The organism is Micromonospora sp. KC721 (genome assembly GCF_004348355.1).
Lineage (GTDB): Bacteria > Actinomycetota > Actinomycetes > Mycobacteriales > Micromonosporaceae > Micromonospora.
This window is the reverse complement of sequence record NZ_SMJY01000059.1, coordinates 20783-28405: the sequence shown is the minus strand read 5'-3', so window position 1 is coordinate 28405 and position 7623 is coordinate 20783. Positions and strand designations below refer to the sequence as shown.

General features: G+C 74.5%; 5 protein-coding genes. 1 reads left to right on the top strand and 4 read right to left on the bottom strand.

Annotation, left to right across the window (positions count from 1 at the left end; all coding sequences use genetic code 11):
• Nucleotides 1–3 precede the first annotated feature (3 nt).
• Nucleotides 4–2841 carry a hypothetical protein gene (locus E1182_RS13100; RefSeq protein WP_132264561.1) on the bottom strand — a complete coding sequence of 946 codons (2838 nt, stop codon included), beginning with the start codon at nucleotides 2839–2841 and terminating at the stop codon, nucleotides 4–6.
• A complete protein-coding gene (locus E1182_RS13095) occupies nucleotides 2838–4631 on the bottom strand; it encodes an HSP90 family protein (RefSeq protein ID WP_132264559.1) in 1794 nt (597 codons plus the stop codon). The genes E1182_RS13100 and E1182_RS13095 overlap by 4 nt, the downstream gene beginning before the upstream one ends.
• A gap of 103 nt (nucleotides 4632–4734) precedes the next feature.
• Here E1182_RS13095 and E1182_RS13090 point away from each other — a divergent pair, with 103 nt between their 5' ends.
• Entirely contained in the window at nucleotides 4735–6051 is a 1317-nt protein-coding gene (locus E1182_RS13090) for an MFS transporter (RefSeq protein WP_132264557.1), read from the top strand.
• Here E1182_RS13090 and E1182_RS13085 read toward each other — a convergent pair.
• Nucleotides 5942–6511: a VanZ family protein gene (locus E1182_RS13085; protein ID WP_132264555.1), complete on the bottom strand. Its 570-nt coding sequence runs from the start codon at nucleotides 6509–6511 to the stop codon at nucleotides 5942–5944. The two genes, E1182_RS13090 and E1182_RS13085, sit on opposite strands and share 110 nt — an antisense overlap.
• A gap of 129 nt (nucleotides 6512–6640) precedes the next feature.
• Nucleotides 6641–7543, bottom strand: coding sequence for a sulfurtransferase (locus tag E1182_RS13080; protein WP_132264553.1), 903 nt, complete (start codon nucleotides 7541–7543; stop codon nucleotides 6641–6643).
• Nucleotides 7544–7623 lie beyond the last annotated feature (80 nt).

The window sequence follows — 7623 nt, the reverse complement described above, 5'->3', positions numbered from 1 at the left end:
GGGTCAGGTGGGGGGGAGGTTGTACCGGGTGCGGAGGTCGGCCGCTTCGTCGGGGCGATGCAGGGCGTCCAGGGCGTTCGCCAGCAGCCAGGCGGCCCGGGACGCCAGGCGGGAATCGGTGGGCAGGCCGCCCAGCACCGGCCGGAGCAGGCGCTCCGCGTCGGTCGGCTGATCCCCGCGCAGCAGCAGCTCACCGGTGAGCAGATCCACCTGGGCGGCCTCACCGAACGCCTCGATCGAGCGCAGTCGGCCGGCCACTCCGTCCAGCCGGTCCAGAGCCGCGACCAGCCGCTCCTCGCCGGCCAGCACCCGGGCCCCCGCCTCGGCCGCCAGCGCCCGTTCGTACGTCACCACGGGCGGCTCCTCCGGCAGCCCGGCGAGCACCCCGGCGACCTCGTCCACCACGTCGATCAGGGCCACCGCGGCCGGCAGGTCACCGGCCCAGAACAGGGCCAGCAGTTGCCGCCGCCGGGCACGCAGCTCGTCCACCCGCAGCTGCGCGAGGCGGTACGCGGTCGCTGCCGCGTCGAACCGCTCCGCGGCGAGCGCGTCCCGGTCGCCCTGGTAGAGGATGTCGCCGGCCTGCTCCAGCACCTCCGCCCGGTGGGGGAGATTGTCCGGCCCGTCGAGGTTCTCGGCGAGCTGGTCCAGCAGCGCCAACGCCGGCTCGGTCTCACCGAGCCCCGCGTAGACGCCGGCCAGCAGGTGCCGGCACCGGTCGGCCTCGGCCTGCGCACCGAGCCGATCCAGCCCGATCACGGCCTCCTCGGCCACCTCGGCGGCCTCGCTCAGCCGCCCGGCCGCCCGGTACGCGTTGGCCAGGTCCCAGCGCAGGAAGGCGTCGCCCTCGGCACCCTGCTCCACGCAGAGAGTCACCGCCTCGGCGAAGTCCTCGATCGCGTCGGCGGCCCGGTCGGCAACCATGAACGCCTGCCCCCGGGCCACCCGCACCGCCAGCCGTGCGTCGGCCGGAGCGACCGGCAGCGCCTCGTCGCAGGCGGCCACCGCGTCGGCCGGGTCGTCCGCCCAGCGGGCGTACGCCAGGCAGGCGAAGGTCAGCATGTCGTCGGCACCCACCGCACGGGCGAGGCGACGGGCCCGGTCCGCTGCCTCCCGGACCTGCTCGCCGTGTTCCATCCGTTCCAACACGTGCACCCGGTGCAGCGCCGTCCGGGCGGCCAGCCACGGATCGACATCCGCCTCGGCCGCCGCCCGCTCCACCGCCGCCAGCGCCTCCGTCCAACGTTCCCGGTGAACGTACGCCAGCGCCAGCCGGTCGTGCGCGGCGGCGCGTTCCCGCTGGTCGCCGTGGTCGTCGAGGTAGTCCACCGAGGCCCGGACCAGGTTCAGCCCCTCGTCGGCGTCGGCGTCGGACATGCAGAGCAACGCGCCCAGCCGCCCGGCCACCACCTGCGCCCGCAGCGGGTCGGGCACCTCCTGCCAGGCCGCGAGCGCCCGCCGGTTGGCCTCGATCGCCTCGGCGCGGGCCTCGTCGGCCGACTCGTCCACCTCGGCCACGCGCAGCTCCAGCCGGCGGGCCACGACCGCCGGCGGCTGGTCGGTGCCGGCGAACCGCTCGTCGTACGCCCGCAGGGCGGCGAGCAGCCCGTCCCGCCGGTGGGTACGCCAGCACTCCTCGGCGAGGTCGAGCAGTTCCTCGGCATCCGCTCCCGCCGGCACCGGCACCGGCTCCCGACGGGGAGCCGGTATCGCCGTCGGGGTGGACGCCGGACGGCGACGCACGCTGGCCGACAGCGGCAGGTGCTCCCCCTCAGGTCCGGCGGCGAGCCGCCTGTCGATCAGCTCCGACTGGTGCCGGGTGCCGTTGCGGGCATCGAAGCGGGCGGCCAGCGCGGTCGCGGTGCCGGCCAGCTCATCGGCGAGGGTGTCCACCGGTACCTCACCGGCCGGCCGGTCGCCGAACGCCCGGCGGTGCATGGTCAGCCCGCCGGGCGCCTGCCGCAGCGCGGCGGCAGCGGCGGCGGCGAAGTGCATCGCGGCGGCCGGGGTCGGGGCGCGGTCCAGCCAGTCCAGGTGGCGCTCGACCAGTTCCAGTGCGCGTGCCCCGTTGCCGGTCACCGTGCAGAACTCGACGTGGTCGGCGATGTCCCACAGGTCCGACAGGTTGGCACGCAGCCGCCGGTACGCCTCCCGGTGCGCGTCCCGGGCGGCGTCCCGCCGGTCGGTGCCCAGGTACGCCGGCAGCAGGGCGGTGAGGATGGCCTGCGGTTGCTCGGTGCAGTGCAACCTCCCGGAGAGGACCGGCTCGGCCAGCGCCACCGCCTCGTCGGGGCGGCCCACCTCGATCAGGTGCTGCACCTGCGTGGTCGGGTCGCAGCCGGCGCAGTCGGAGAGGGCGTCCCGGGGGGTGGTCAGCCACTTGCGGTACCACTCGGCGGCCTCGTCGTGCGCGCCGACGTGCCGGGCGACCAGGTATCGGTGCTTGTGCACGGCCTGCGGGGTGTGCCCGGTGTCCCGGTAGCGCCGTTCCATGTCGTCGAGCACCGCCCGGGTGCGGTCCAGCGGCAGCTCGGGGAACTTCAGCATGGCGTTGACCATGTATTTGAAGTGCCAGAGCAACTGGTGTGTGAAGCGCTGGTGGTAGGGCTGCGGGTCACGGTCGAACTCGGCCAGGCACCAGGAGAAGGTCACGAAGGACTTCGCCGGCTCGCCGCCGTAGACGTACGAGGTGGTCGCCTGCATCCGGGCGGCGAATGCGAGGTGCCGGTCGCCGTCGGCCTCGGCCCGCCGGATGAGCTGCTCCAGCGCGGCGATCTGCCCCACGCCGTACGGCATGTTGTGGACCTCGTGCAGCGCCCGCCACAGGTCGTCGTTGGTCACGCCTCACTCCCGTCCGGTACGGCCCGGCCGAGCAGGCCGAGGAAGGAACTGTTCAGCAGCGCGGCGTCGGCCGCGCGGATGGGATGGTGCCCGAGCAGGAGGGCCTGTCCGTAGAGCGCCTCGACGGCGAGCCCGACCAGCTCCGGGTCGGTCAGCGTGGTGACCCGGCGGACCAGCGGGTTGCGGTGGTTGAGCACCAGTTGCGGGCGGTCCGGCGGCGCGGAGGCGGCCAGCGCGTCCAGCACCCCGCCCCACAGCTCGTCGGCCTTGTCGCGGCTGGCCGCGAGCTGGTCGTTGAACGCCGCCGACCGGCTGACCAGGTAGAGGGCCGGCAGCGAGACCGGGTCGTACGCCCGGACCACCACCTCGCAGCCGAGCCGCTCCAGGGCCCGCTGCGCGCCGGTCAGGAACGGCCGCAGAGCCAGCTCGACCTGCGGGTCGAGGGTGTCGAACCGGGTGGTCAGGTCGCTGGGCTCCAGCCGTTCGATGAGCACGGAACGGTCCACCGTGGGCAGTCGCTCGATCAGCTCGGTGTCGTACGTGTAACCGCCGTTGACCACGGCCAGGTCCTGCGCGGCGGCGACGGCGGCGAGCTGTCGGAACTCGTCGAGACCGGCCGCGTACCGGATGAGGCCGTGCCGTTGGCGGAACTCGGCGAGGGTGAGCGTGCCGACGTTGGTGTCCATCGGCCACCACTGGTCGACCAGGCGGAGCATCTCGTCGTCGTGCAGGGCCAGCGCCTTGACGCCGAGGTGGTGCACCTGGAGGAACTCGGCGAGCCGGCGCGGGGCGTGCTGGGCGAGCCGGACCAGCCAACCGCGCACCTGGTCGCCCAGCGCCTCCCGGGTGGCGGCGAGCAGGGTGTCCTCGTACAGCGACTCGCGGCTGGCGGTGGGACGCAGCTCGGTGGCGTCCACCACGCACTGGGCGAAGAACGCCCAGTCCGGCAGCAGGCCGTCGGCCTGCTCGGTGAGGAGCATCCGCTTGAGGTGCACCCGGTGGCCGGCGCGGGCGGCCGGGTTCACCGGAGTCGGCAGGATGAACGCCACCCCGGTCAGCCCCGCCTCGGGCACCGCCAACGGCAGCACGTCGAACGGCGTGAAGCCGAGGGTCCGCTCGGCGTACCGGACCAGGGCCGGCCGGTCCAGCGGCGCGTCCGGCCGAGTCGGCCAGGGCGGCGGGCCGGCGGTGGTGGGTGTGTCGCCGACCCGGACGTCGACCGGCAGCAGGCTGCCGTAGAGGCGGGCCAGCTCGACGACCGTCGGCGTACCGAGCCACTGGTCGGCGTCGCGCCGGGGCACCAGGGTCACCGTGGTGCCGGTCTCGGCGCGTTGCTGGTCGGCCGGCGCGAGCGCGACTGCGTACCGACCGTCCGACCAGCCCGTCCAGAGCACGGTGGGCTGGTCGCGGTGCCGGGTGACCACCCGGATCTCGTCGGCGACCAGGAAACAGGAGAGCAGGCCGATACCGAACTGGCCGAGGAACTCGTGCCGGGAGAAGCCCAGCTCGTCCCGCTTCGAGCTACGGCCGATGGTGGCCAGCAGCTCGTGCACCTGCGCCTCGGTGAGCCCGACGCCGGTGTCATGCACCCGCAGTGTGCCGTCGCCGGTCAGCTCGGGTGGCTCGACCAGTACCCGGGCCGGGGCGTCCGGCTCGGACGCGCGCCGGGCGGTGATCGCGTCGACGGCGTTCTGGAGCAGCTCCCGGACGTACACCCGTGGGCTGCCGTAGAGGTGATGGCTGAGCAGGTCGACCACGCCACGCAGGTCGACCTGGAAGGTGCGGTCCACGCGCTCTCCCCGGTCGGATTCCGGCGCTCACCGTACCGGTGAGCGCCGACGGTGTCCGCCCCGTTTGACCCTCGATCGGGTCGAGGGTCCAGGCTCCCCCGACATGACCACCCACCGGCTCGGCCTCCACTTCGGACTGCTCTGGTCTGCCGCCGTCGCCTCCCGATTCGGCGACTCGGTGCGTACGCCGGCTCTGGCCCTGCTGGCCGCGACGCTGACCCGCGACCCCCGGACGGTGGCCGTGGTGACCGTCGCGGGGCAGCTTCCGCCGCTGCTGTTCGGCCTGCTCGGAGGGGTGTACGCGGACCGTTGGGACCGGCGCCGGACGATGGCGGTGGTGGACGCCGCGCGGGCGGCGGTGGTGGCGGCGCTCGCCGTGGCGGTCGCGGTGGACCGGGCCGGTGTCGTGGTGCTGGTGGCGGCGGCGCTCCTGCTGGCCGCGCTCGGCACGTTCTTCGACGCCGCCGCGTTCGCGCTGCTGCCGACCGTGGTCGTCCCGGCCGCCCTGCCCGCCGCCAACGGGCGCCTCCAGGCCGGCACGGCGGTCGCCGCCGGGTTCCTCGGCGCCCCGCTGGCCGGCGTCCTCTTCACGGTGTCGGCGGCCCTTCCCTTCGCGGTCGACGCCCTCACGTTCGCCGTGGCGGCCCTGCTGGTGCTCGCCCTTCCGGCCGGGCGGCGGGATGATCGCGGCCGGGTCCGGCCCGGCGAGCAGGGGCAGCCCGTCCGGGCTCACGCGCCGGGCCCGGCCGGGCGTGGCGGGCTCCGCCGGGAGGCGCTGGCCGGGGTGGCGTGGCTGCGGGGCGACCGGCTGATGTGGCGGTTGGCGCTGCTCGGCGGGGGCGCGAACCTGGCGATCGGCGCGCTGCTGGCGGTGCTGGTGCTCTACGTGCTGGACGTGCTGCGGATACCGGCCGCCGGGTACGGGTTGTTCCTGGCCGGGGTGGTGCTGGGCGGGCTGGCCGGGGCGTTGACCGCAGGCCGGCTGGCCGCCCGGCTGGGCACGGTGCCGGTGCTGCGCGCGGCACTCGTGGCGCAGTCCGCCGCCCTGGCGGTGTTCGCGCTGGTCCGGCAGCCGGTGATCGGTGGGTTGGCGCTGGCGGTCTTCGGCGCGGGCGGCACGCTGTGGAACAGCCTCTGGGCCGCGTACGGCCAGGCTCGGGTGCCGGCCGGGCTGCTCGGTCGGGTCGGCGCGGCCCGGCGGACGATGACCCTGCTCGCCGCGCCGGTCGGCGCGACGGTGGCAGGGCTGGCCGGCGCCGCGTACGGGGTGGGGCCGGTGGTGGTGGCGGTGGCCGTGATCTTCGTGCTGGTCACGCTCGCGGCGTGGCGGGCACTGCGGCCGGCCGTTGCGGCACCCGTCGACGCCCCACCCACCAGCGGCGGGACGCCAGTGCGGCCAGGGCCGCCCCGCTCGCGTTGATCAGCACGTCGTCGACGGAGGTGACCCGGCCCAGGTCGAGCGCGTACTGCAACCACTCGACCAGGGCGGAGCCGGCCACGCCGAGCAGGAAAATCCGGCCGACGCCGGCCAGGGCGGCCCAGCGCACCGGGGCGAGGAAGCCCAGTGCGGCGAAGACCAGCAGATTGCCGACGACCTGGACCACGACGGTGGTCAGGCCGTCGTCGAGCAGGTCGACGACGTCGACCAGCGGCACCAGCTTGACCTCGCCGGGCACGTCGCGCGGGGTGAGGATCATCCACACCCAGGGCAGCGTCCCGGCGACGGTGCCCACCTCGGCGACGCTGCGCCACCACGCCTCGGCGGGGCTGGGCGCGTCCCGCCGTACCGTGGCCAGCAGCGCCGTGAGCAGTACCGTCACCGGTGCCGCGACCAGGGTGGCGAGCAGCACGTCACCCCACTCCCGCCACACCTGCCCCATCCGGGCAGCCTAACCAACCGGCCCGCAGTGACCCGCGCCGAATGCGGCAGATCGAGGCCACCGGGCATCGGGACACCGCAACCTGCCGCATTCGCGCCACCGCCCGGTCCACCCGGCCGGCGGGGCGGGTCAGCGGGACAAGCCGCCCGGCTGGTCACCCTTGACCACGGGGGCGCGGACCAGGTTGCCCCACTCGGTCCACGAGCCGTCGTAGTTACGCACCTGCGGGTAGCCCAGCAGGTGCCGCAGCACGAACCAGGTGTGGCTGGACCGCTCGCCGATCCGGCAGTACGCCACCACGTCGTCCGACGGGCTCAACCCGAGCTGGTCGGCGTAGATCGCGCGCAACTCGTCGGCGGACTTGAACGTGCCGTCCTCATTGGCGGCGGACTTCCACGGCTTGTTCACCGCACCCGGGATGTGCCCGCCGCGCAGCGCGCCCTCCTGCGGATAGTCCGGCATGTGCAGCATCTCGCCGGTGTACTCGCCCGGCGACCGCACGTCGACCAGCGGCCGGCCGGCGGCGACGTGCGCCATCACCTGCTCCCGGTACGCCCGGATCGGCGCGTCGTCGCGCTGCGGCACCGGGTACTCGGCACGCGAACGGGTGACCTTGTCCCGGGTCAGCTCGCGCCCCTCGGCCACCCACTTCTGCCGGCCACCGTCGAGCAGCCGCACGTCCGGGTGACCGAAAAGCGAGAAGACCCAGAGGGCGTACGCGGCCCACCAGTTGAAGTTGTCGCCGTAGAAGACCACGGTGTCGTCGCGGCCGATGCCCTTCGCGGCGCACAACTCAGCGAAGCTGGCCGCGTCGAGGTAGTCGCGGGTGACCTGGTCGTTGAGTTCGGTGTGCCAGTCGACCTTGACGGCGCCCGGAATGTGGCCGGTGTCGTAGAGGAGCACGTCCTCGTCCGACTCGACCACGACGAGGCCCTCGTCGCCCAGGTGCTCGGCCAGCCACTCGGTGGTGACGAGGCGCTGCGGGTCGGCGTACGACTGGAGGCGGGGATTCGGATCACTCGGCACAGGCATGATCCCCAAGGTACGCCGGATCGGCTCCGGCCGAGGGCCATCGGATGCAGCGAGCCGGGTCGGCCGCCCGTCGGGGTGCA

Excerpts from the sequence above, each read along its gene's own strand:
- E1182_RS13080 (WP_132264553.1), bottom strand. The coding sequence starts at position 7,543 with ATGCCTGTGCCGAGTGATCCGAATCCCCGCCTCCAGTCGTACGCCGAC.
- E1182_RS13085 (WP_132264555.1), bottom strand. The coding sequence starts at position 6,511 with ATGGGGCAGGTGTGGCGGGAGTGGGGTGACGTGCTGCTCGCCACCCTG.
- E1182_RS13090 (WP_132264557.1), top strand. The coding sequence starts at position 4,735 with ATGACCACCCACCGGCTCGGCCTCCACTTCGGACTGCTCTGGTCTGCC.